Origin of the sequence: Rhodoferax lithotrophicus, from assembly GCF_019973615.1 — a bacterium.
GTDB classification, from domain to species: Bacteria; Pseudomonadota; Gammaproteobacteria; order Burkholderiales; family Burkholderiaceae_C; genus Rhodoferax; species Rhodoferax lithotrophicus.
Genome location: NZ_AP024238.1, coordinates 4,015,151 through 4,038,843, shown reverse-complemented (window position 1 = coordinate 4,038,843; position 23,693 = coordinate 4,015,151). Strand labels below are relative to the sequence as shown.

General features: G+C 57.1%; 14 protein-coding genes and 2 pseudogenes. 12 read left to right on the top strand and 4 right to left on the bottom strand.

The features are described 5' to 3' along the window. Positions 1-68: 68 nt before the first annotated feature. Together LDN84_RS18610 and LDN84_RS18605 are read left to right on the top strand one after the other, a co-directional pair. On the top strand, positions 69-1,811 hold the full coding sequence (locus tag LDN84_RS18610) for a proline--tRNA ligase (protein WP_223904914.1): 1,743 nt from the start codon (positions 69-71) through the stop codon (positions 1,809-1,811). Position 1,812: 1 nt separating this feature from the next. Further along, positions 1,813-2,451 carry a lytic transglycosylase domain-containing protein gene (locus tag LDN84_RS18605; RefSeq protein ID WP_223904913.1) on the top strand — a complete coding sequence of 213 codons (639 nt, stop codon included), beginning with the start codon at positions 1,813-1,815 and terminating at the stop codon, positions 2,449-2,451. Here the strand turns inward: LDN84_RS18605 and LDN84_RS18600 are convergent. Then, complete coding sequence (locus tag LDN84_RS18600) at positions 2,441-3,544, bottom strand: ABC transporter substrate-binding protein (protein WP_435405901.1); 1,104 nt, start codon at positions 3,542-3,544, stop codon at positions 2,441-2,443. The two genes, LDN84_RS18605 and LDN84_RS18600, sit on opposite strands and share 11 nt — an antisense overlap. 703 nt (positions 3,545-4,247) lie before the next feature. Here LDN84_RS18600 and LDN84_RS18595 point away from each other — a divergent pair. Beyond that, positions 4,248-8,966, top strand: a pseudogene (locus tag LDN84_RS18595) (excinuclease ABC subunit UvrA); the annotation flags it as partial. A gap of 204 nt (positions 8,967-9,170) precedes the next feature. Then, a pseudogene (locus tag LDN84_RS23210) lies at positions 9,171-10,307 on the top strand (excinuclease ABC subunit UvrA); the annotation flags it as partial. Between the two features lie 207 nt (positions 10,308-10,514). Here the strand turns inward: LDN84_RS23210 and LDN84_RS18590 are convergent. Further along, a complete protein-coding gene (locus LDN84_RS18590; RefSeq protein WP_223904911.1) occupies positions 10,515-11,795 on the bottom strand; it encodes a porin in 1,281 nt (426 codons plus the stop codon). A 355-nt stretch (positions 11,796-12,150) separates the two neighbouring features. Between LDN84_RS18590 and LDN84_RS18585 the strand changes: the two genes are divergently transcribed. Both LDN84_RS18585 and LDN84_RS18580 read left to right on the top strand, forming a co-directional pair. Continuing rightward, positions 12,151-13,224 (top strand): porin, encoded by a 1,074-nt coding sequence (locus LDN84_RS18585; RefSeq protein ID WP_223904910.1) that lies wholly within the window; start codon positions 12,151-12,153, stop codon positions 13,222-13,224. A 172-nt stretch (positions 13,225-13,396) separates the two neighbouring features. Next, entirely contained in the window at positions 13,397-14,626 is a 1,230-nt protein-coding gene (locus tag LDN84_RS18580; protein WP_223904909.1) for a porin, read from the top strand. A 101-nt stretch (positions 14,627-14,727) separates the two neighbouring features. On the opposite strand, the gene LDN84_RS18575 is transcribed toward LDN84_RS18580, so the two are convergent. Beyond that, positions 14,728-15,648 carry an MBL fold metallo-hydrolase gene (locus tag LDN84_RS18575; RefSeq protein WP_223904908.1) on the bottom strand — a complete coding sequence of 307 codons (921 nt, stop codon included), beginning with the start codon at positions 15,646-15,648 and terminating at the stop codon, positions 14,728-14,730. Positions 15,649-15,671: 23 nt separating this feature from the next. Then, positions 15,672-16,421: an FFLEELY motif protein gene (locus tag LDN84_RS18570; protein ID WP_223904907.1), complete on the bottom strand. Its 750-nt coding sequence runs from the start codon at positions 16,419-16,421 to the stop codon at positions 15,672-15,674. Between the two features lie 114 nt (positions 16,422-16,535). Between LDN84_RS18570 and LDN84_RS18565 the strand changes: the two genes are divergently transcribed. From LDN84_RS18565 to gmhB, 6 genes are all read left to right on the top strand, one after another. Then, positions 16,536-17,273, top strand: a complete 738-nt coding sequence (locus tag LDN84_RS18565; protein ID WP_223904906.1) for a GNAT family N-acetyltransferase — start codon at positions 16,536-16,538, stop codon at positions 17,271-17,273. A gap of 106 nt (positions 17,274-17,379) precedes the next feature. Beyond that, positions 17,380-18,246: a CorC family transporter gene (locus LDN84_RS18560; protein ID WP_223904905.1), complete on the top strand. Its 867-nt coding sequence runs from the start codon at positions 17,380-17,382 to the stop codon at positions 18,244-18,246. Further along, a complete protein-coding gene (gene lnt / locus LDN84_RS18555) occupies positions 18,233-19,837 on the top strand; it encodes an apolipoprotein N-acyltransferase (RefSeq protein WP_223904904.1) in 1,605 nt (534 codons plus the stop codon). Before LDN84_RS18560 ends, lnt begins: the two co-directional genes overlap by 14 nt. A gap of 113 nt (positions 19,838-19,950) precedes the next feature. Beyond that, on the top strand, positions 19,951-20,871 hold the full coding sequence (gene glyQ / locus LDN84_RS18550; RefSeq protein WP_223913125.1) for a glycine--tRNA ligase subunit alpha: 921 nt from the start codon (positions 19,951-19,953) through the stop codon (positions 20,869-20,871). Positions 20,872-20,873: 2 nt separating this feature from the next. Next, positions 20,874-23,006 (top strand): glycine--tRNA ligase subunit beta, encoded by a 2,133-nt coding sequence (glyS, locus tag LDN84_RS18545; protein WP_223904903.1) that lies wholly within the window; start codon positions 20,874-20,876, stop codon positions 23,004-23,006. 20 nt (positions 23,007-23,026) lie between these two features. Beyond that, the gene (gmhB, locus tag LDN84_RS18540) at positions 23,027-23,596 is read left to right on the top strand and encodes a D-glycero-beta-D-manno-heptose 1,7-bisphosphate 7-phosphatase (protein ID WP_223904902.1); all 570 of its coding nucleotides are present in this window, start codon (positions 23,027-23,029) and stop codon (positions 23,594-23,596) included. Positions 23,597-23,693 lie beyond the last annotated feature (97 nt).

Sequence of the window (23,693 nt, the reverse complement as noted above, 5' to 3'; positions counted from 1 at the left end):
GTGTTGATTATGCACAGCCCTTGCTCTGCATCAAGAGACAAAACCCTGACATCTCGCTGGATTCACCCATGAAAGCCTCTCAATTCTTTATTTCCACCCTCAAAGAAGCACCGGCCGATGCCGAAGTCGTCAGCCACAAGCTGATGATGCGCGCCGGCATGATCAAAAAACTGGGTGCAGGCATCTACACCCTGATGCCCATGGGCTTGCGTGTGGTCCAAAAAGTGGAAGCCATCGTACGTGAGGAAATGAACCGTGCCGGAGCGGTGGAGCTGTGTATGCCGGTGGTACAACCCGCCGAACTTTGGCAGGAAACAGGCCGCTTTGACAAAATGGGCCCTGAGTTGCTGCGTATCCAGGATCGTCATGCGCACGACTTTGTGATCCAGCCGACCAGCGAAGAAGTGGTCACCGACATTGCCCGCCAGGAAATTCGCAGCTACAAACAGTTGCCCAAAAATTTCTACCAAATCCAGACCAAGTTCCGTGACGAACGCCGTCCACGTTTTGGCCTGATGCGTGGGCGCGAATTCATCATGAAAGATGCCTACAGCTTTGACCGTGATCAAGTGTCCGCCAAAGCCAGCTATCAGATCATGGCCAAAGCTTATCGGCGCATCTTTGACCGCTTTGGCCTGACTTACCGCGCAGTGGCTGCCGACAGCGGTGCGATTGGCGGTGACTTGAGCGAAGAATTCCAGGTGATTGCCGCTACTGGCGAAGATGCCATCGTCTACTGCCCCGGCAGCAACTATGCCGCCAACATGGAAAAAGCCGAGGCCCTGGCCCCCGCAGGCCCCCGCCCTGCGGCCAGTCAAGCCATGGCCAAAACCCCGACACCCGGCCAAAGCACCTGTGCCGATGTAGCGGAGTTGCTGGGCCTGCCCTTGGCGCAGACGGTCAAATCCCTGGTGCTGGCCACCGATACCCTTAATGAACAGGGTGAAGTGGTCAAAACCCAGGTCTGGCTGTTGCTGCTGCGCGGTGACCATGACATGAATGAGGTCAAGGTCGGCAAGCTGCCAGGCCTGGGTGCTTTCCGCTTTGCCACCGTGCCTGAAATTGAAGACCACTTTGGCTGTAAACCTGGGTACCTGGGGCCACTGAATCTGCTCAAACCCGTCAAGCTGGTGGTCGACCGCGAAGTGGCGGTGATGAACGACTGGGTGTGCGGAGCCAATGAAGTGGACTTTCACCTCACCGGTGTGAACTGGGGCCGTGACCTGCCCGAGCCCGACATGGTGGCCGACCTGCGCAACGTGGTGGCCGGTGATGCCTCCCCCGACGGCCAAGGTGTGCTGGCGATTGAGCGTGGTATTGAAGTCGGTCATGTGTTCTACCTGGGCACCAAATACAGCGAGGCCATGAAGGCCACCTTCCTCGATCAAAACGGCAAGCCCCAGTTCATGGAAATGGGCTGCTACGGCATTGGCATCACCCGCCTGCCGGCCGCCGCCATTGAGCAAAACCACGACGAGCGCGGCATCATCTGGCCCGACGCACTGGCCCCGTTCACCGTGGTGCTGTGCCCGATCAATGCCGAGCGCTCGCCTGAAGTCAAAGCCACGGCTGAAGCGCTCTACGCTGAGCTGCTGGCCGCCGGGGTCGATGTGATGCTGGACGACCGGGGCGAGCGCCCCGGTGCCATGTTTGCCGACTGGGAACTCATTGGCGTGCCGCACCGCGTCAACATTGGCGACCGCGCCTTGAAAGAGGGGAACGTGGAATACCAGTACCGCCGTGATGCGGCGGCCAGCGCTGTGCCGGTGGCGGACATCGTGGCCCAATTGCTGGCCAAGCTCAAAGTCTGAGATGGGGCGCACCCGGCGCTCCTTTTTATCTGGTGTTTTAAGCCTCTCCCCCTTGATATTAGGGTGTGGGCAGCTCTTGTTATCAGAGCGTTCCTGGGCGGGTGCGCAGATCGAAGAGCCGCTGGTGGATTCGGTTCGCACCGCCTTGAGTTCGGCCATTGCCAACCATGCACCGCCGGTGCCCGAATTTCCTGACACCGAGTCGCGGCTGGCCTACCTGCGCTGGCTGGGGGCCATGAGTGAGCGCCTGAGCAAGAAGAAGACCGACTGGATCACCCGCAAGGAATTTCTGCAAACCGTCTGGTACGAGTCCAAACGCGCCGGGCTGGATGTCTCGCTGGTGCTGGGGCTGATCCAGGTGGAGAGCAATTTCCGCAAATATGCGGTCAGCAGCGTTGGTGCACGCGGCTACATGCAAGTCATGCCGTTCTGGACGCGGGTGTTGGGCGATGGTGATGCCGGCAAACTCTTTCACATGCAGACCAATTTGCGTTTTGGCTGCGTGATTTTGCGGCATTACCTGGACCGGGAACGTGGTGATCTGTTTATGACGCTGGGCCGCTACAACGGTTCACGCGGCCAGCCGCAATACCCCAAGGCGGTGTTTGCGGCGCAAAAAAACTGGACGTTCAGCGCCTGAATTTGCCGTCTGCCGTGATGATCGACAGGTCGGCAAAATCCAGCCCGGTGTGGCTGGTCTTGTCGTAAATAACATCCAGGCCACCAATATCCATCCTGAAGTTTTCCAGCGCGGCTTGAAGTTTTTCACGCGTGGGTTTGGGGCCACTGCGGCGCAACGCCTCCACCAGCACCTTGGCGGAGGCAAAGCCTTCCAGCATGGCCGGACTCACCAAGCCGATGCCCTGCGATTTGGCCAGTTGGCTGGCTTCCTTGACCAGGGCGTAATTGAAGCTTTGCGGGAACACCTGCGTCACGATCACGCCGCGTCCTTGCGCCCCCAGCAACTGGATAAAACCTTCCGAGGCGTTGTTCGACAAAGTGATGAACTGGGCCCCACTGCCTGCGGACTTGATCTGCTGGATGCCTTGCACCACGGCCGTGCCGGAGCCAATCACCATCACCGCTTGGGCATTGGCTTGGATCACTTGTGGTGCAATGGCTGAAAAGTCTGGCTTGTTGCGGTCAAACTTGGCCAGCATGACAGGGGTGAGTTTGTTGACGGTCAGGCCTTTTTGTGCCCCATTCAGCGCATCCGCGCCAAAACTGTCGTCCACATGCACCAGCGCAATGCGGGTGATGCCAATCGAGGCCAGGTGGGTGATGGCTTTCTCCGCCTCGCGCTGATAGGCGGCACGTACGTTGAACACATGTGGCTGGATGGGCTGGTGAAACAACATGGCACCGGTGGATGGCCCAATCAACGGCACAGCGTATTGATCCAGCAGCGGCAAAATGCCCTGGGTGTGGGGCGTGCCACGGGTCATGAACAGGGCCAGCACCTGGCGCTCTTCAATCAGGGTTTTGGCATTGGCCAGTGTTAGTTTGGTGTCGAATTTGTCGTCCAGTGTGAGGATGTTGAGCTTTTCGCCATAGATGCCACCTTTGGCGTTGGCAGCATCCACACAGAGCTTGGCCCCCAGCATGGATTCCTTGACTGTGGCGGCTACTGCGCCGCTTACTCCCACGGTTTGCCCAATCAAAAGTTCTGCCTGTGTGATGGTTTGCAGCATGGAAAGCAGCAGAACGGTTGCCAACGATTTCATCAATTTCATTTTTTGCTCCAGTTGATTTCAGTCTATCACCCGGTATTGGCCAAGTGATGGGGGATACCCCTTAGCGGGCACCTCCACCGATGCAATCCCTAGAATCTAGCGCCTCACCTTTTGGGAAGCCAGCATGTCACAGGGAACCATCCGCATTCGCGGCGCACGCCAACACAACCTCAAAAACCTCGACCTGGACATCCGCACCGGTGAACTCACCGTGGTCACTGGCCCGAGCGGCTCAGGCAAATCCAGCCTGGTGTTTGACACCTTGTTTGCCGAGGGCCAGCGTCGTTATGTGGAAACCTTCAGCGCCTACGCCCGCCAGTTTCTCGACCGCATGGACAAGCCCGCCGTGGACAAGGTCGAAGGTGTGCCGCCGGCCATTGCCATCGACCAGACCAACCCGGTGCGCTCCAGCCGTTCCACCGTGGGCACCATGACCGAGCTGAACGACCACTTGAAGCTGTTGTTTGCCCGCGCTGGCCAGCTGTTTGACCGTGACACCACGCAAACCGTACGGCACGACACGCCTGAAACGATTTACGCCGATATCCAGGCGCGTGCCCAGACCTTGGCAGCGCAGGGGCAGCTGGATCAGGTCAGCACCGCTGCGGACGTGCGCTTGTCCATCACCTTCCCGGTGGAACTGCCCGGCAGCGCCACGCCAGAGGAAATCGAGCAATGGTTATCGGTCAGTGGTTTTACCAAGGTGCAGGCGCAGCGGGATGTTGATGTTGAGCCAGCTTCTGAGGGGGCTCACGGGGCCGAGAAAAAGTCAAAAACATCCTCCAAATCGGGTGTTGACCCCGATTCAGCGAGTGCTCAAAAAAACTCCAAACGCAAGGTTCTAGATGTCGTGGCTGACCGCTTTCGCCTGGGCGCAGCCGAGCGTGCCCGCGTGCTCGAAGCCATTGAAGTCGCACTCAAACACGGCAGTGGTCGTCTCAGCATTTATGTGTTAAATCAGCCTGTAGCGCATATAAATAAAGCGCAAGAAGCTATTAAAAATGTAGTGACTGAGGGCGCTGGCCTCTGGCGCTATTCGACCGGTCTACATTGCCCGGAGAGCAACCAACGCTATGCCGACCCGATGGCTTCGGCGTTTTCGTTCAACTCCGCCGTCGGGGCCTGTGACAGTTGCCGGGGCTTTGGCCGCGTGATTGGGGTGGACTACGGCCTGGTGATTCCGAACGACAAGTTGACGCTGCGTGCTGGTGCCATCAAACCGATCCAGACCCCCGCCTGGCAGGAAGCCCAGGACGATCTGATGCGCCACGCCGAGGCCGCAGGCATCCCGCGCGACACGCCGTGGAACAAGCTCAACGCCCAGCAGCAGGCCTGGGTCATCAACGGCTCACCCAACTGGAACGGCAAGTGGAACCAGCACTGGTTTGGCATCAAGCGTTTCTTTGAGTACCTGGAAACCAAGGCCTACAAAATGCACATCCGTGTGCTGCTGTCCAAGTACCGCAGCTACACCGAATGCCCGGACTGCGGCGGGGCACGCCTGAAAACCGAGAGCCTGCTGTGGCGCATCGGCAGCAAAGCCGCCGCAGACGCGGTACTGGAACCCTCCAAACGCTTCATGCCGCAAGGCGTGAAGTGGACCCGCGCCCAGCTCGAAGCGCTGCCGGGGCTGTGCCTGCACGATTTGATGCTGTTGCCACTGGACCGTCTGCGGCGCTTTTTTGAGCTGATGCAGGAGGGCACAGGTGCTGTGCCCACCCGGCTTGAGGTGTCGGCAGGTTCCTCAACCTTTGAGCAAAAATCGTCATCCACCGAAACACCGAACCGAGCCGATGCCGTGGGGGAGGGCGGTGCGCTTGCCACCGCCATGCAACCAAGCACACCACTCGCCTCCGAAGCCGACAGCAAAACCCTCAAGCTGCTGTTTGACGAAATCAGCACCCGGCTGAAATACCTGTGTGAAGTGGGCATTGGCTACCTCACGCTGGACCGCCAAAGCCGCACCCTCAGCGGCGGCGAGGTGCAGCGCATCAATCTCACGACTGCCCTGGGCACCTCGCTGGTCAACACCTTGTTTGTGCTGGACGAGCCCAGCATTGGCCTGCACCCGCGCGACATGAACCGCATCATCACCGCCATGCAGCGCCTGCGCGACGCCGGCAACACGCTGGTGGTGGTGGAGCACGACCCGGCCGTCATGCTGGCCGCCGACCGCATGATCGACATGGGCCCCGGCCCGGGTGAGCGCGGGGGCCAAATTGTGTTTGACGGCAGCACCGCTGAGCTGCGTAATGCCGACACCCTGACCGGCGCCTACCTGGGCGGGCGCAAGCAGGTCGGCATGGGTTTCAAACGCCTGGTGGCGGCCAACACGCCGCGCCTGATTCTGGAAGGCGCACGCGACCACAACCTGAAAAACATCACGGTCGACATCCCCTTGCAGCGCCTGGTGGTCATCACCGGTGTGTCCGGCTCAGGCAAGTCGACGCTGATTCAGGACACCCTGGCTCCGGCCCTGCTGCGCCACTTTGGCAAAGCCACCGACACCCCCGGTGTCTTTGAGCGCCTGCTGGGGGCCGAGCAGCTCAGCGACGTGGTGTTTGTCGACCAATCGCCCATCGGCAAAACCGCCCGCTCTAACCCGGCCAGCTTTGTCGGTGCGTGGGATGCCATCCGCGAGATTTTTGCCACTGCGCCCTTGTCCAGACAACGCGGCTACACCGCCACCAAGTTCAGCTTCAACAACGGCGACGGCCGCTGCCCGACCTGCGGCGGCTCCGGTTTTGAGCATGTGGAGATGCAGTTCCTGAGCGACGTGTACCTGCGCTGCCCGGACTGCGACGGCAAGCGTTATCGCCCGGAGATTCTGGAAATTACGATTGAGCGCCAGGGAGCAGAAATGGGGTCAGATCCCCATTCGGGCTACAAACGTGCGCCCAAACCAGGCAGCTCCACCGAATGGGGCTCTGACCCCATTTCTGCGGTGCCAGTTCAAAGCGCAACTGCATCGCGATCAACAACCACCCGCCACCTCAACGTCGCCGACGTACTGGACCTCACCGTCAGCGAAGCCGCCCAGTTGTTCAAAGACGACCGCGACGTGATCCGCGCCCTGCAACCCATCATCGACGTGGGCCTGGACTACGTCAAACTCGGCCAGCCCGTGCCCACCCTCAGCGGCGGCGAGGCGCAGCGCCTCAAACTCGCTGGTTTCCTGGCCGAAGCCGACAAGAGCAGCGCCGCCAGCCGCCAGGCGCTGGCCCGGCGCGGGGTGTTGTTCATGTTTGACGAGCCCACCACCGGCCTGCACTTTGACGACATTGCCAAACTGATGCGGGCGCTGCGCAAGCTGCAAGATGCCGGCCACAGCCTGCTGGTGATCGAGCACAACCTGGACGTGATCCGCGCCGCCGACTGGCTGATCGACCTCGGCCCCGAAGGCGGTGATGCCGGGGGTGAGGTGGTGGCTTTTGGTACGCCCGAAGAGGTGATGCTGCACGCCAGCTCCCACACCGCCCTGGCCCTGCGCGACTACGCCGCGCACATGGGCGTGGTGCATGAGGTGCGTGACTTCAGTCACTCGAAGCTATTAAAATTAGAGCATATTGCGCAGGTAATACCTGGGCTAGAGGCTAAAAACACCATACAAATCATCAACGCCCACGAACACAACCTGAAAGGCCTGAGCGTCAACATCCCACGTGGCAAGTTCACTGTGGTCACTGGCGTGAGTGGTTCCGGCAAGTCGACACTGGCGTTTGACATTTTGTTCAACGAAGGCCAGCGCCGCTACCTGGAAAGCCTGAACGCCTACGCCCGCAGCATCGTGCAACCGGCGGGGCGGCCCGAGGTGGACGCGGTCTACGGCATTCCGCCCACGGTGGCGATTGAGCAGCGCTTGAGCCGGGGTGGCCGCAAATCCACGGTCGGCACCACCACCGAGGTCTGGCACTTTTTGCGGCTGCTGTTTGTCAAGCTCGGCACCCAGCATTGCATCCATGACGGCACGCCAGTGGCCCCACAAACGCCTGACAGCATCGCCGCGCAGTTGATGAAAGCCTTCCGTGGCCAGCACATCGGCCTGCTGGCCCCGCTGGTGATGAACCGCAAAGGCGTGTACACCGAGCTGGCCGAGTGGGCCCGTCCACGTGGTTTCACCCACCTGCGGGTGGACGGCAACTTTTTGCCCACCACCGCCTTCCCGCGCCTGGATCGCTTCAAGGAACACACCATTGAACTGCCGGTGTTCAGCCTGGACATCACTCCGGCCAACGAGGCGCAACTGCGTGCCGCGCTGAGCCGCACGCTGGAGCACGGCAAAGGTGTGGTGCATGTGTTATCCAACCTGGACGGCTTGAGCCAGGCCATGCAGGCCGGCACGCCCACCGCGGGCATTGGACGTTTGAGTGTGTTCTCCACCCTGCGCGCCTGCCCGGTGTGCAGCACCAGCTATGCCGAGCTGGACCCGCGCCTGTTCAGTTACAACAGCAAACACGGCTGGTGCCCGGACTGCGTCGGCACGGGGGTGAAGCTTTCCAAAGAGCAGCGCCAGGTGTTTGACGACTCGGTGCGGGATGACGACAACAAGGGGCGCGAGCAGACTTTTGTCGAGGCTGATGTGGAAGACTTGGTGGATGCCGTTTGCCCGAGCTGCAATGGCACGCGGCTGAACGCAGTTGCCCGTGCGGTGCAGCTCGAATTGGGATCAGGCCCTGGTGCTGTTTTAACCCGCAGCACGCGCGGGGTGTCCGACTCCGCGGATGTCCCCCGGCCCGGGCAGAGTCCGAGCCTCCTCCTTGATTTGGCAAAACCCCAAGTCCACGCTACGTCAGACACCCCACGCGTGCCGCTGGACGATGCAAACATCCACTTGGGCTTGGATCCCAATTTCCCCGCCGTTGCCTTGGCTGGTGTCAGCATCACCGAGCTGGCGCGCCTGAGCGTGACTGACTTGCGCACCTGGGTGCAGACCTTGCAGTCGGAGGCGCACTTGAGCGCACGCGAGGCGGGCATTGCCCGCGACTTGATTCCCGAGATCAAGGGTCGGCTGGAGTTTCTGGAGCAAGTCGGCCTGGGCTACCTGACGCTGGACCGGGGCGCGCCCACGCTCAGCGGTGGCGAGGCGCAGCGCATTCGCCTGGCGGCGCAACTGGGCAGCAATTTGCAAGGCGTGTGTTACGTGCTGGACGAGCCGACGATTGGCCTGCACGCTCGTGACAACCAGATTCTGCTGGGTGCTCTGCAAACCCTGAGCGACCAGGGCAACACGCTGGTGGTGGTGGAGCATGACGAAGACACCATCCGTCACGCCGACCACATCATCGACATCGGCCCGAGTGCCGGCAAACGCGGCGGGCGCTTGGTGGCAGAAGGTGTGGTCGCCGACATTCAAAACGCCGCCGAGTCGCAAACCGGCCGCTACCTGTTGCATGCCATGCGGCACCCGGTGCAGGCACGGCGTGCTATTGATGTTGTAGCTGCTTGCGCATATTCAACGAGGGCTGGAAGCTCAAATGGCATCGAGTCTGTTAACTCGTTGTTGGATACTGCTGCTGAACGTGTCGCGCTGGCGGTGAGTACGGCTAGCGTTTCGAGCACCACCGTTGCCGTGAATGTTGTGGCAACACTCCAAGTCCAGGGGGCGGATTCCAGTTTCTCATTCACATCGACTCCGAAAAAGAAGAAGGCCGCCAAGAAATTGGACGTTGACCCCGATGTCACGGCCCAAGAACCACAACGCTGGATCACCGTGCACGGAGCTAACCTGCACAACCTGCAGCAAGTCACCGCTCAAGTCCCCCTCAAGCGCCTGGTGGCTGTGACCGGTGTCAGCGGTTCCGGAAAGTCCACCCTGGCGCGTGATGTGCTGCTGGCCAACGTGCATACCGCCGTGCAAAAGCGCAGTACCAAAGCGGGCCGTGATGCCCTGGAAGCAGGTGAGTCCATCGCCTGGATCGGCTGCGACAGCGTCACCGGGTTTGAAGCCGTCGACCGCGTGCTGGAAGTGGATCAAACTCCCATTGGCAAAACGCCGCGTTCCTGCCCGGCCACTTACATCGGCTTCTGGGACACCATCCGCAAACTCTTTGCCGACACGCTGGAAGCCAAGGCACGTGGCTACGCCGCCAACCGCTTCAGCTTCAACACCGGCGAAGGCCGCTGCCCGAGCTGCGAAGGGCAGGGCATCCGCACCATCGGCATGAGTTTCTTGCCCGACGTGAAAGTGCTGTGCGAAACCTGCAAGGGCGCGCGCTTCAACCCTGAGACCCAGGCCGTCACCTGGCGCGGCAAAAACATTGGCGACATCCTGCAAATGGAAGTGGACGAGGCGGTGGACTTTTTCGCTGCCATGCCCAACATCAGCCACCCGTTGCAACTGCTCAAAGACGTGGGGCTGGGCTACCTCACGCTGGGCCAGCCCAGCCCCACGCTCAGCGGTGGTGAGGCGCAGCGCATCAAGCTGGTGACCGAACTCAGCAAGGTGCGCGACGACATCACCCGCCGTGGCCAGAAAGCGCCGCACACGCTCTACGTGCTGGACGAACCCACCGTCGGCCTGCACATGGCCGACGTGGAGAAACTCATCAAAGTGTTACACCGCCTGGTCGATGGCGGCCACAGCGTGGTGGTGATCGAGCATGATCTGGATGTGATCGCTGAAGCCGACTGGGTGATTGACCTGGGGCCGAACGGTGGCAAGGATGGCGGCCAAGTGGTGGCTGCAGCCACGCCGGAACAGGTGGTGGCGTTAGGCACCTGGACTGGCCTGGCTTTGGGGCCGGTGCTGGGGCGATCAGATTGATGGAGACGTTTGGCCGGTTTGAATTCCGGGATGGATGTGTGACAGCGGTCGACGGGTTGCTTGGCTGTGGGGGACAAGCTCTCGGGATGTCACGGTAGACATATTAAAAGTTGCAGGACAAGGCCCATCAAACCTCGTGTGTTGTTTGCAGTCATGTGACATGAAAAAAGCCCCGGAAGGGGCTTTAAGAATGAATCTGGTTCGTGTTCAGAACCGATGACGAATACCAAAAGCCATGCTGGTTGATCCAGTGCCTGCGGTGGCTGTGATGCCACCGAGGTAACCATTACCACCGGGTGCAATTTGAGCCAGGTTTTGGTTGTCAAACCGTACTAGAACGGCATTCAGATCGGTGCGTTTCGAGAGTGAATAGGTATATGCCACACCATAAGAGGTGACATCTGCGTTGGCCGGGCGATTGTCGTCATAGCTGCTGTAAGCCACGGACACAGAGTGGGGACCTGTAACGTGGCGGTAACCGATGTGGAATAAGGTTCCGTCTTGTCTAAATGCATTGATAAATGCGTTTTGTACCAAAGTAGCCGTGGCTGCACCTACGGAGGGTGTGAGTAATGGGGCAATCGCAGACATGCCACTTGGGTTGTCATCGGTAATCTTAATCACCATCCCAGAGAGCTTGTCGTTGCCAAATTTCATGGAAGCACCAAAAACAGAAGTCGTCAGAGAACTGCTGCCCAACTCATTGTTTTTGGTGTTGTATCCAAAGCCCATCGAAAAATTGCCAGTCTGGTAGTTGGCATTCAGGCCAAGTAACCGGTTTTTGCTGTCATCACCAGCCACTTCACCGGCTGCATACATGAATGAGCCAGAAATACCGTCTTTGACAAATCGGTATGACAGTGCGTTGTTTGCCCGAATTTCAAGCACGGCAGGAAAAGCCACGATTTGACCCGCAGATAAACCTGATTGGGTTTCCATGATGTCATACGCCGCATTGGTTTCAAATGCTGGTGTGTACTGGCGGCCAGCCAAAAAACCACCAAAAGGAGTCACTAGGCCAACATAAGCCTGGCGGTCAAATAAAGCGTTGGTTACGTTCACGCCAAATTGGGCGGCCAGCGCGGCATCTACACCTGCAACTGCGGGTTGTAGTGCCGCTGGTAAGCCCAGCAGTGCGGCTTGTGAGAAGCGATCTGATAGCTGTGAGCCCGAAATCGGTTTGTTGCCAGCGGCACCTGTGTCCAGTTCAACACGGGATTCCAGCGTAAAGATCGTGCGGTATCCGCCTCCCAAGTCTTCATTACCCTTCATGCCCCAGCGCGAACCCTCCATGATGCCGCTGGCCACTTGGGTTACCGTGCCAGCTTTCAGGCCGCTCACTGACGTGATGCCTGCATCGGCCAAGCCGTAAAGTGTTACCCCCGTGCCGGTCTGTGCTTGTGCCAGACTGGTGCAACACAATGCACAGGCCAATGCCATGTGGCACATATTGATTTTTAAAGTGTTCGATGGAGCAGATTGGTTCATGGTTTTTGTTGCACGTTGATGAAAAAGATCGTTACTTAAAAAGTACGACTGTGCTAATTCTGATGAATGGGCATTCCCTCTGCAACCCGTGTCAACCCTTAGGTGCACTGTTTTGGGTGTTTAAACAACAAAGGGTTTTCCCTTGTTTGGTGCGGTTTCTGGGATGTTTGGGGGGTGTATTTGCACCTCAAGGATTTTTGGCAAATGACCTCACTTATCTCGCGCCGTATTCGGGTTAGCTCGGTTGACATGGGTGTCGTATCTCTGCCACAAAATGTGTAAAGAACGGTATGTAACTTGCATGTAATACGGCAGAACATGGTCTGTTGACGGGTTCTATGCTGAAATAAGCACTGTGAATTTTTGTTCGCTGCTCCAAACGAGTTGTAAGCGGCTTGTTTGGAAATTTTTAACCTTAGGAGTTTTTATGAAAAAAAGTTTAGTTGCCTTGGCAGTTCTCGCTGCATCTGGTGCATCGTTTGCACAATCTACCGTGACTCTGTACGGCCTTGCTGACGTTTTCCTCGGCTCTGTCAAAGCAGATAACGGCGCTGGTATCAGCACAACCACTTCTCTGTTGAACAGTGGCGGTGTGAATACCTCACGTTGGGGTGTCAAGGGTTCTGAAGATTTGGGCGGTGGCTTGAAAGCCAACTTCTTGCTGGAACAAGGCTTTAACCTGGACACAGGTGCTGCCACCGCTGGTCAAGCGTTCTCTCGCCAATCGTATGTTGGTTTTTCCGGCGGCTTTGGTGAAGTCAAGCTCGGCAAAGTTTGGACTGCATACGATGACGTAAGTGGCGCTTCTGATGCCATTTTTGACGCTGGTGCATTGGCCCCCATGAACCTCATTTTCAAGAGCACGGGTTATCAAGCCAATCCAGGCAACACTGTTTACTACGCAACACCCGCAATGGGTGGGTTTGGTGCCGCAGTCAGCTACAGCTTGGATGAAAAAGTGGCAGGCGCAGCAGCAGTTACCAGCTTCAATGTTACTTATGGTGCTGGTCCTGTTGCCGTTCAGTTGGGTTATCAATCTGAAGATATCACCAACACCGCTCTGTTGCCTGAAGATCAAAAGTTCACCCGTTTGGGCGCAACGTATGACTTTGGTGTTGCCACTGCCAAGCTGACCTACGGCAAGGTGAACAACTTGGGTAATGCAACTGGTGTTGACACCACTGAATACCAAATCGGTGCTGACTTCCCTGTGAGTGCCGCTTTGACTTTGTCTGCCAGCTACGCCAAGTCTGATGAATCAGGTCTTGCATTCAACCCATCTCGTAAGGGTTATGGCATTGCTGGTGCATACACCTTGTCCAAACGTACCTTCCTGTATGGTGGTTACACCTATGTCACCACCACACAAGCAGGTGCTGGTGATGCAACAGGTAGTGCCTTGGCTGTTGGTGTGCAACATAAGTTCTAAAGACCGCATTGAGTTGGCTTAGTTGCTGACTCATGTTGGTTTTTATGCACTAAACCGCCTTCGGGCGGTTTTTTTATGTGCATGGTGGGTGTAACTGTTCACGCACCTTGACTGTCCCAGTGTCTATTTGTTGCATAGCTGCAACGGATGCACCAAGTTTGCACAGTTTTGCATGTTCTTTTGGCTGGAAATCAGCAGGCTTCTGTTTCAATACGTACAACTTCCTGGAACAGGATGTTGGCTCGGGGTGATGCAACAGGTTGGTTGTTTCACCTTATGTTTAACCTTGGAGAATTTTGAAATGAAAAAATCCCTGATTGCTTTGGCCGTTTTGGCAGCTTCTGGTGCCGCTATGGCCCAATCTTCTGTGACTTTGTACGGTTTGGTTGACACGTTTTATGCAAACGTCAGCACAGACAATGGTGCTGGTGTAACAACTTCTACCAACGTTCTGAACAGCGGTGCTGTCAACGGTTCACGCTGGGGCTTGAAAGGTTCTGAAGATCTGGGCGGCGGTCTGAAAGCCAACTTCCAATTGGAAAGTGGTTTTAACAACGATACCGGCGCTGCTGCTCAAGGTGGTTTGTTGTTTGGTCGCGCAGCTTGGGTTGGTTTCTCGGGTGGTTTTGGTGCTGTGAGCGTTGGTCGTATTGCTACACCTTACTACGATGTTGAAGGCGCTCAAGACGCGGTTTTTAACAGCGCTTTGTCACCAGAAGGTTTGACTTTCCGGTCAAGCACGGCGGGCAATGCAGGTTCTATTGGTTCTGCCGCTACTACACGCAGCAACAATACGATTAAATACGTAGCACCCGCTATGAGTGGTTTTGGTGCAGCTTTGAGCTATAGCTTGGATGAGAAAGTGTATGCAGCTGCCGCCGCTGGTGCAACGCCCGCAGTTGCTGCTGGTCGTGCTGTCACTTCATTGAATCTGACCTATGCTGGCGGCCCTGTGGCTGTGTCGTTTGCTTATCAAAATGAAGCCGCTTACAACGGTGGCTCTTTCACTGGTGTTGCAGTTCCTGCGACCTATGGTGACATCAACTTTACCCGCTTGCAAGGCAGCTATGACTTTGGCGGCATTGTTGCCAAGTTGGGCTTCGGTAAGGCTGGCAATGTAGGCTTCGTGTCTGGTGCAGACGCAACAGAATACATGTTGGGCGTGGATTACAAAGCATCCAGTGCATTGACCTTGTCAGCTGGCTATGCTAACTCCAGTGACAACACCACTCTGTCTGGTGTTGCAGACCAAACCCGTAAAGGTTTTGGCTTGGGCGCTGCATATAGCTTGTCCAAACGCACATTCCTGTACGGCGGTTATAACACTATGACCTCAGCTAAAACAGCCACACCAGACAGCAAAGTGTCTCTCATCGCTGCTGGCGTACAACATCGCTTCTAATCTGATACTGGCGTAAGCCAGCTGAGGATTTGAACCTAAAAATCCCGCCAAGGTAACTTGGCGGGATTTTTGTTGTGCGTGTGCGATGTTCTTGTGTGACCTTATATGTTCAATACCATAGCTGGTTCCCTTCTGGCCGCACCAGCATGCACCAATTCATTAACCACGGTATCTATCCAAGATTCAAGCGTAGTGTCTGAGGCTAGAAACTTGTGTAGATGGGTTACCAGGTCGGTAGCGTTTGCCCAAGCCAGCAATTCTTCAAATTGAATGCGCTGAATTTCCAGCAGCTTGAACTTGATCAACACCTTGGCGGCATAACGAATGTGTTTTTCGGGGTCTTGTACAAAGCCATTAAGTCGTTTGCGGGCGCGTGCCAAGGCTTCATTCACATCGGTAAATGCGCCGCCATGGCCGGGGATAATGAGGGTGGGCCGAAGTGATTCGATCAAGTCCAGTGTCTGCGCGACTTCGTTGAAGGCATCGAGACCGTCCAACTCTGGAAACACCACCCCAAAACCATTCTCCCAGAGCGCATCAGCTGAAATCAATAGGCGTGAGGTGGGTTCAAACAAAATTACAGAATGGGTGTCATGTCCTGGGGCAGCGTGAATTTGCCAGAGTTGTTGACCCAATTCGATTTCAGTGCCGGGTTGTAAGGTGGTGCTGAAGCAGAAGCGCTCACACAACTGCCCAGTCGGTGTATAGGAAAGGGCATAAGCGTCCCAGTCTGCTACGAGGTTGGCGTGGCCGGGAGGGATCAGCGTTTGCAGCTCTGGGTAATGTGCTTGTAATGTGGCATTCCCACCGCAATGGTCGCTGTGAAGGTGGGTGTTGATCAGTACATCCAGTGGCCGACCTTGGAGTGCTGTTTTAATCAACGCCAAGGTTTGTACGGCATGGGTGGCATAACCGCTGTCAATCAGTGTATTGTGTTCTGATCCGGTGATCAGGATGCTGTTGGACGACAACCAGCCGCGCTCAAACAGTGTGATGTCTTTGGGGAAGTTGATTCTGCTCATTGGTGCATTGTCTGGCAACCGCTTCATGCCGTTGGTGTTGGGGCACATTCCAGTGTTTTGGTTAGTTCAGTCTCACAAGTGGCAGGGTGGGCATCAAACAGGCGGTCAATCCAGCCAGATTCACGGGCGCGGATGGTGCTTAAAAATGTATTGACGGCATCTCGTTGGCGGGACATGCTGGAAAAATGATCAAAACCGGCTTCCAGAAAACCATGCAAGGCTCCCAAGCCCGCCAGCTCGGCTGGACGGCGCATCATTTTGAGCAGCATGCGTAAGCCCGGTTTGCGTGTCAGCTGACCCAACGTCTGGCCCACGTCAAGAACAGTAGCCAATTGCCAGTTACGAGCTGTGCGTTGTCCCACCGCACGCCAGGCGGTTACATAGCGTGCGGCATCGGGCAAGTTTTCGGCTTGCTGCCAAGCCAGAGCCAAAGCCATGTCGAGTTCTTCGGTTTGTTGATGAAGTTTGGTCAAGGCCAGTACGGTGGCCAGTACGGATGCTGGAAAAGTGCGCTCAATGGCATCCGCAATACGTACAAACTGTGCATCGCGTTGGCTGTAGTCTTTGGCACTGTAAAGCTCTTCCAGAAAAAAATGGGCGCTGGGGGCATACACCGGGTGACTCAGAAGATCCTGATAAGTACCTTCAAAACGTTGGGCTTGCAGATGTTTGACAGCTTTGAGGGCTTGGTTCAGACCCGTATCATCGCTGGCAGTTTGCCGAAGTCTGGCCACCTGGGTCATGGCTTCGCGGATCTCATGTGAAGCTTTCATCATGCGGGAAGTTTATCGACGTAAATGTGTCAAACTGTGAAAATCCAACAACTTAAAGCGATCTTCACACTGATTAGATGTTTTAGCCTAGGGAAAACCCTTATAGTTAAAAACATGTTTGAAACCTACACCTCTGCACAAGCTACGATGACTGATTCGACACCCCCCGTCGGTGACCCATCGTTCTGGGCCGACTTGCCTCCCGTGCACAAGCCGCCCACGGTGATCGTGCCCATACGTTCACTGGGCGAAAACCATCGCTCGCGTATTGCGGACCATCTGAAGGCACTGGATGCCAATGATCGCTACTTTCGTTTTGGTTTTGCAGCCAATGACGAACAGATTGACCGTTATGTGGACGGTTTGAATTTTGACCGCGACGAAATTTTTGGTGTCTATAACCGGCATTTGAAATTGATTGCCATGGCGCATCTGGCTTACGCAGGGGATGAAAGGCGCTCTGAATGCGCCGAGTTCGGCGTATCGGTATTGCCGCATGCACGTGGTCGTGGATTTGGTCAGCGCTTGTTTGAGCGAGCCATGATGCATGCCCGCAACCATGGTGTACACCTGATGTTCCTGCATGTGCTGAGTGAAAACACGGCCATGCTCAAAATTGCCCGGCATGCCGGGGCTACCGTGGTGCGTGATGGTTTTGAGTCTGAGGCACACCTGGTACTGCCTCCCGCCACCTTGAACACCCAAATGACAGAAATGCTGGAAGAGCAGTTGGCGCAGGCCAATTACCAGGTCAAGATACAGGCCAAGCAGTTTCGGGACATGCTGCAAAGCATGCAAATCGGCTGGCGCGCTGCCACGTCCAAGCCCCGCGACAATGACCCTCCGCCTTGAGGCAAGGTAAACACCACGGGCTTGGAACTACTTTTCAATGGTGGTGGTCGACAATCCGCTATCCTTCGGGGTGTGTACAACTACCGCATGTCCTGCTTGATTGGCTGTGTCAGACCCCAACCCTACGCGTCCCGATCGGGAAGATCACCGTACTTTTTTACAAAAAATTGCCGAGTTTATTCACCCTGGACCAGATTCCACGGATGAGTTGCTCGACACGCTGGTTGAAGCCGAGCACAACCAGCTCATAGGTGCCGATTCGCGCAAGATGCTGGAGGGGGTCATCCGCATGGCCGACATGAGTGCGGGTGATGTGATGGTGCCCAGCACCCGCATGGAGTTGATCAACATTGACGATTCGTTTGAGGTCATGATGCACGGTGTGATAGACACTGCGCACTCGCGTTTTCCGGTCTTTGAAGGGGAGCGTGAAAACATCATTGGTATTCTGATGGCCAAAGATTTGCTCAAAATGCAACGTGCACCCGAGCTCAGTATCCGAGCCCTGTTGCGCCCTGCTGTGTTTGTGCCTGAGAGCAAAGGCCTGAATGACTTGCTGCGCGACTTCCAGAGTAACCATAATCACTTGGCCATCGTGATCGATGAATTCGGCCGCGTAGCTGGTTTGGTCACGATTGAAGATGTGCTGGAAGAAATTGTGGGCGAGATCGAGGATGAATTCGATATTGCCGAGGACGATGGTGACATTTTTGGTTTGCCAGACCGTACTTATCGCGTGAGTGGTGATACCACCGTGGAGCGCGTTGAAAACGCCTTTGCGGTGACGCTCCAGAGTACCGACTCAGACGAAGACTTTGACACCATTGGGGGCCTGATCGCGCATGAAATGGGCCATGTTCCCCGGCGTGGTGAGCACCATGTGTTGTCGGGTTTGAAGTTTGTGGTGATGCACACCAAAGGTGGTGCAGTGAAATGGTTCAAAGTCGCCCCGTTGCCTGATGGCACCGTTTAATCCGCACAGCAGCGAGCACCGTTTGTTCACCGGTCACTCGCCACACGCGCGTAGGTGGCCCACCTTGCTGGCGGTGTGTGCGGGGTGTTTGCAAGCGGCCAGCTTGGCTTGGCCCTGGGCCCTGCCAGAAGTCTTTCAGTTTGTGGGTCTGATACAGGGGCAGGCCTTGTGGTGGGGGCAGATACTGGCCTTGAGCGTTTTGGTGTTGCTGCTGCAAGGCAGTGACTCCCCGCGCAGCGCGGCCTGGTGTGGCTGGTGGTTTGCGACCGCCTGGTTGGCCACTACCTTTGGTTGGCTGTTTACTTCCATGCACACCTACGGTGAGCTGAGTGCACCGCTGGCGGTGCTGGCGGTGTTGATCCTGGCGGGTGTTCTGGCTGCCTATACAGCAGGAATTTCATGGTGTTTTAGGGCTGTAGCGCTTTTGAATAAAGCGCTAATAGCTATTTATTTTGTAGCACTGTGGACACTGGCCGAGTTGGCCCGTGGGCTGGTGCTAACGGGTTTTGGCTGGGGTGCCGTAGGTTATGCGCAGGTGAATGGCCCCATGGCTGCGGCATTATCCTGGGTGGGGATGTATGGCTTGAGTGCTTTGGCCGCCTTGTTGGCCGTGCTCACGGCCTTTGTGCTGGGCGCGCGCAGTTGGCAGGCCGCCGTGCCGCCCGCATTGTCGGGTGTGGTGTTGCTCGGTCTGATGCACGTGTTGCCCGCGCCGCAAGGGGTCTCTACCGGCAGCCTGAATGTGACGCTGCTGCAAGGCAACATTGCCCAGGATGAAAAATTTGACCAAAGCAGCGGCGTGCCCAAAGCATTACGCTGGTATGGCCAACAGTTGGCGGCCAACCGCAGTGCACTCATCATCACCCCCGAAACCGCCCTGCCGCTGCTGCCGACGCAATTGCCGGATGCCTATTGGCAAGCCTTGCAACTGCGCTTTGACCAGGGCGCACAAGCCGCTTTGGTGGGTATTCCGCTGGGCAGTTACACCGAGGGCTACACCAATTCGGTGGTCGGCTTCAAACCGGGGCAAACTGACCTGTGGCGGTATGACAAACACCACCTGGTGCCGTTCGGTGAGTTCATCCCCCCGATGTTTCGCTGGTTCACCAACCTGATGAACATCCCTTTGGGCGATTTCAACCGGGGGGCACTGGTGCAACCCACCTTTGACTGGCAGGGCCAGCGCCTGGCGACTTCGATTTGTTATGAAAACCTGTTTGGCGAAGAACTCGCCGCACAGTTTGCCGATGCTGCCAAGGCACCCACCATGCTGGTCAACCTCAGCAACCTGGGTTGGTTTGGTGAACATCTGGCGATGGATCAGCACCTGCAAATTGCCCGAGTGCGTGCATTGGAATTTGACCGGCCCTTTTTGCTCGCCACCAATACCGGCCGCACGGCGGTGGTGGATCATCTCGGGCGGGTCACCGCTGCGTTGCCCAACCATGTGGCGCAGGCGCTGACGGCGGATGTGCAGGGGCGCGAGGGCATCACGCCCTATGCCTGGTGGGCTTCGCGCTGGGGGCAGGGGCCGTTGGTGGTGTTGAGTTTGTTGGTGGTGATGGGAGTTTGGTTGAGTCGGAAGTCCTGATGGATCATATTCAATCTGAACAAACCCCAAGCCCGTAAAATCAACTCCTTTCACGCAAGCCCCGCGTGACCCTGTTGATTCCCTTGACGGCGTTGCACGCCGTCCAAAAACCTATGTTGACCTTCCAACAAATCATTTTGAAACTGCAGTCGTATTGGGATGCCCAAGGCTGTGCACTTTTGCAGCCTTATGACATGGAAGTGGGCGCGGGTACGTCGCACACAGCTACATTTTTAAGAGCACTCGGGCCAGAGCCCTGGAAAGCCGCTTACGTGCAGCCGAGCCGCCGCCCGAAAGATGGCCGCTACGGTGAGAACCCCAACCGCCTGCAGCACTACTACCAATACCAGGTGGTTTTGAAACCCGCCCCCAGCAACATCCTGGAGCTGTACCTGGGATCACTCGAAGCGCTGGGCTTTGATTTGAAGAAAAACGACATCCGGTTTGTCGAAGATGACTGGGAAAACCCTACGCTCGGGGCCTGGGGTCTAGGCTGGGAGGTCTGGCTGAACGGTATGGAAGTGACCCAGTTCACCTACTTTCAGCAAGTCGGCGGCATTGACTGCAAACCGATCACCGGAGAGATCACCTACGGGCTGGAGCGCCTGGCCATGTACCTGCAAGGTGTCGACAACGTCTACAACCTGATCTGGACCGAAGCGGCCGATGGCTCCAAGCTCACCTACGGTGACGTGTACAAACAAAACGAGGTTGAGCAATCCACCTACAACTTCGAGCACAGCGATGCCGACTTCTTGTTCACCGCCTTCACCGCCCACGAAAAACAGGCCAAGCACTTGATGGAAGCCCAACTCGCCTTGCCTGCGTATGAACAGGTGCTGAAATGCGCCCACAGCTTCAACCTGCTGGATGCCCGCGGTGCCATTTCGGTGACCGAACGCGCCGCCTACATTGGCCGCATCCGTAACCTGGCGCGGGGCGTGGCACAAAGTTATTTTGAATCCAGAGAGCGGCTGGGCTTCCCGATGGCCCCACGCGAATGGGTTGAACAGATGAGCAAGAAAGCAGCCTAATCATGACCCACCAAAATCTTCTTGTTGAACTGTTTGTTGAAGAGCTGCCACCCAAGGCCCTCAAAAAACTCGGTGAAGTATTCGCCAGCCAGCTGTGTACCCAGTTGCGCAGCCTGGGTTTGGCGTCCAGTGACTCGGTGGTCACGCCGTTTGCTTCACCACGCCGTCTGGGCGCGCACATCACCCATGTGGCCGCCAAGGCTGCAGACAAAGCGGTGCAGCAAAAGCTGATGCCGGTGAGCGTGGGCCTGGATGCCAATGGCCTGGCCACCCCGGCGCTGCTGAAAAAACTGCAAGCACTGGGGGCTGACGTGTCTGACCCGGTGTTTGCCGTGGCCGCCCTGCGCAAAGCGCCCGATGGCAAGGCCGATGCGCTGTTTTACGACAGTCTGGTCAATGGGGCCACGCTCGATCTGGGTTTGCAACAAGCGCTGGAAGCCACTTTGACCAAGCTGCCGATTCCCAAGATGATGAGTTACCAGCTGGAAACTGATTGCGAGTTGCCCGGCTGGAGCAGTGTGCATTTTGTCCGTCCGGCGCATGGTCTGGTGGCCTTACATGGCAGTAGCGTGGTGCCGGTGAAGGTGCTGGGGCTGACGGCTGGTAATACCACACAAGGGCATCGCTTTGAGGCTTTGAAATCGCCGGTGCTGCTGAACAATGCCGATGTGTATGCCGAAACCTTGGCACGCGACGGTGCGGTAATCGCCAGCTTTGACGACCGGCGTTTTGCCATCGTGCAACAACTCGCCCAGGCCGCCGAGCGTTTGGGGCCGGGTTACCAGGTGTTGATGGATGAAGCCCTGCTGGATGAAGTGACCGCCCTGGTGGAGCGCCCAAATGTGCTGGTGTGCACCTTTGAGTCCGAATTCCTGGAAGTGCCGCAAGAGTGCCTGATCCTGACCATGAAGGCCAACCAGAAGTACTTTCCGATGCTTGACACAGCGGGCAAGCTCACCAACAAATTCCTGGTGGTCAGCAACATCAGCCCCGAAGATGCCAGCTTTGTCATTGGTGGCAATGAGCGCGTGGTGCGCCCACGCCTGAGTGATGCCAAGTTCTTCTTTGACCAGGATCGCAAAAAGACGCTGGCCTCGCGTGTTGAAGGCTTGGACAAGGTGGTCTACCACAACAAGCTGGGCACACAGGGTGAACGCACGCAACGGGTGCGTGCCATTGCCAGCGCGATGGCCGCGCAACTGGGCGATGCCAAGTTGGTGGCGCACGCCGACCAGGCTGCGCAACTGGCCAAGACCGACTTGCTGACCGACATGGTGGGTGAGTTCCCCGAGCTGCAAGGCATCATGGGCGGCTACTACGCCCGCCATGACGGCCTGAGCCAGGACGTGGCCCACGCCATTGAAGACCATTACAAACCGCGCTTTGCCGGGGACGAATTGCCGCGCAACAGCGCCGGTGTGGTGGTGGCGCTGGCCGACAAGCTGGAAACCCTGGTCGGTATGTTTGGCATTGGCAACCTGCCCACCGGCGACAAAGACCCGTTTGCCCTGCGCCGCCATGCCCTGGGCGTGATCCGTATGCTGGTCGAAAAAGATTTGCCGCTGGACTTGAATGCTTTGGTGAGCGCTGCATTGCCCGCGTTTGGCGACAAGGTGACGGATGCCAGTTCCGCCTTGCTGGACTTTGTCTATGACCGCCTGGCTGGTACGCTGCGCGAGCAAGGCTACAGTGCTCTGGAGGTGGATGCCGTGCTCGACTTGCGCCCACAGCGCCTGGGTGACGTGCCTAAGCGCCTGGCCGCAGTGCGTGCTTTTGCCGCCCTGCCTGAGGCACCGGCCCTGGCCGCGGCCAACAAGCGTATCAGCAACATCCTGAAAAAGGCCGGTGATGTGGATGCCCATGTGAGTGATCTTCTGCTGGTCGAACCCGCTGAGGCTGCCTTGTTTGCTGCCATGCAGGTCGTGTTACCGCAAGCACAAACACAGCTTGAAGCCCAGGACTACACCGCCTCTTTGCAAACCCTGGCAGCCTTGGGGGCCCCAGTGGATGCATTTTTTGAAGGGGTGATGGTGAATGCCGATGCCCCAGATCTGCGTTTGAACCGCCTGGGTCTGCTCAAGAAGCTGCATCTGGTGATGAACCAGGTGGCGGATTTGTCGCGTCTGGCGGCCTGACGGTTCACTGAAAGCAAGCCATGACTCCGATCAAACTGGTTATTCTGGACCGCGACGGCACGATCAACCAAGACAGTGCCGAATTCATCAAGTCGGCTGATGAGTGGATGCCGTTGCCCGGTGCGCTGGAGGCGATTGCACGGCTCAACCATGCGGGCTGGCATGTGGTGGTGGCCAGTAATCAGTCCGGTTTGGGGCGGGGCTTGTTTGAGGTGTCTGACCTCAATGAGATTCATGCCAAGATGCACAGCATGTTGGCCGCTGTGGGGGGGCGTATTGACGCTGTGTTTTATTGCCCGCACTCGCCCAATGAAGAATGTCGTTGCCGCAAACCGGACACCGGTTTGTTTGAACAGATTTCTGACCGCTATGGATTTGGCATCAAAGGTGTACCTACCGTGGGCGACTCCGCACGCGACGTGGTGGCGGGTGCGGCGGCCGGGTGTGAGCCACATCTGGTCTTGACGGGTAAAGCGGCGGTGTACAAGGGGCGCAGTTTGCCGGATAGTTTTCCGCCGAACACCCATGTGCACCACGACCTGTCGGCCTTCGTTGATTTTTTACTGGATCGTGAATCCGCCACGGGTTAAATCAAGCCATGTCATTCCGGGCACGCTGCGTGCTTGGTCGCTGTCATGCTGGACTTGAACAAGTATCCCCGCCATCAGAAAACACGCAATGGCGGAT

Coding starts and splice junctions, on each gene's coding strand:
- LDN84_RS18610 (WP_223904914.1), top strand. CDS start 69: ATGAAAGCCTCTCAATTCTTTATTTCCACCCTCAAAGAAGCACCGGCC.
- LDN84_RS18590 (WP_223904911.1), bottom strand. CDS start 11,795: ATGAACCAATCTGCTCCATCGAACACTTTAAAAATCAATATGTGCCAC.
- LDN84_RS18600 (WP_435405901.1), bottom strand. CDS start 3,544: ATGAAATTGATGAAATCGTTGGCAACCGTTCTGCTGCTTTCCATGCTG.
- LDN84_RS18565 (WP_223904906.1), top strand. CDS start 16,536: ATGTTTGAAACCTACACCTCTGCACAAGCTACGATGACTGATTCGACA.
- glyQ (WP_223913125.1), top strand. CDS start 19,951: ATGTTGACCTTCCAACAAATCATTTTGAAACTGCAGTCGTATTGGGAT.
- LDN84_RS18570 (WP_223904907.1), bottom strand. CDS start 16,421: ATGAAAGCTTCACATGAGATCCGCGAAGCCATGACCCAGGTGGCCAGA.
- lnt (WP_223904904.1), top strand. CDS start 18,233: ATGGCACCGTTTAATCCGCACAGCAGCGAGCACCGTTTGTTCACCGGT.
- glyS (WP_223904903.1), top strand. CDS start 20,874: ATGACCCACCAAAATCTTCTTGTTGAACTGTTTGTTGAAGAGCTGCCA.
- LDN84_RS18605 (WP_223904913.1), top strand. CDS start 1,813: ATGGGGCGCACCCGGCGCTCCTTTTTATCTGGTGTTTTAAGCCTCTCC.
- LDN84_RS18575 (WP_223904908.1), bottom strand. CDS start 15,648: ATGAGCAGAATCAACTTCCCCAAAGACATCACACTGTTTGAGCGCGGC.
- gmhB (WP_223904902.1), top strand. CDS start 23,027: ATGACTCCGATCAAACTGGTTATTCTGGACCGCGACGGCACGATCAAC.
- LDN84_RS18580 (WP_223904909.1), top strand. CDS start 13,397: ATGTTCTTTTGGCTGGAAATCAGCAGGCTTCTGTTTCAATACGTACAA.